The 433-nt window shown below is 64.0% G+C and carries 1 pseudogene; it reads right to left on the reverse strand.

What is annotated here, in order from left to right:
• Nucleotides 1–433, reverse strand: a pseudogene (locus AC3IMC_RS20465) (pyruvate dehydrogenase (acetyl-transferring), homodimeric type); the annotation flags it as partial.

The following is a 433-nucleotide window of genomic DNA, read 5'->3' on the forward strand; positions in this document are numbered from 1 at the left end:
CTTGGGGTTGTAGATCTTCGCCGTCGGGAAGAACGCATCCATACCGAACGTGCGTGCCTCGTCGGGGATGATCGGGGCGATGTGCTTGCCGAAGTCCTTATCCCGCATCAGGTCCTTCAGGAGCCTGACGAACGCCATGGTGGTGGCGGCCTGCTGCTTGCCCGAGCCCCGCTTGGCCACCTCGTACGACTTCGCGTCCGGCAGCACGATCTCGGCGTGCGTGGACCGGCGCTCCGGCACCGACCCGCCCAGGGCGGCGCGGCGCTCCATCATGTACTTGATTTCCGGCGCGTCAGTACCCGGGTGGTAGTACGGCGGACGGTAGTTGTCGTTCTCAAGCTGCTCATCGGAAATGGGGATGCGCAGGTGGTCGCGGAACTTCTTCAGGTCATCCAGGGTCAGTTTCTTCATCTGGTGGGTCGCGTTGCGGCCC

This window comes from Arthrobacter sp. E70 (genome assembly GCF_058266945.1).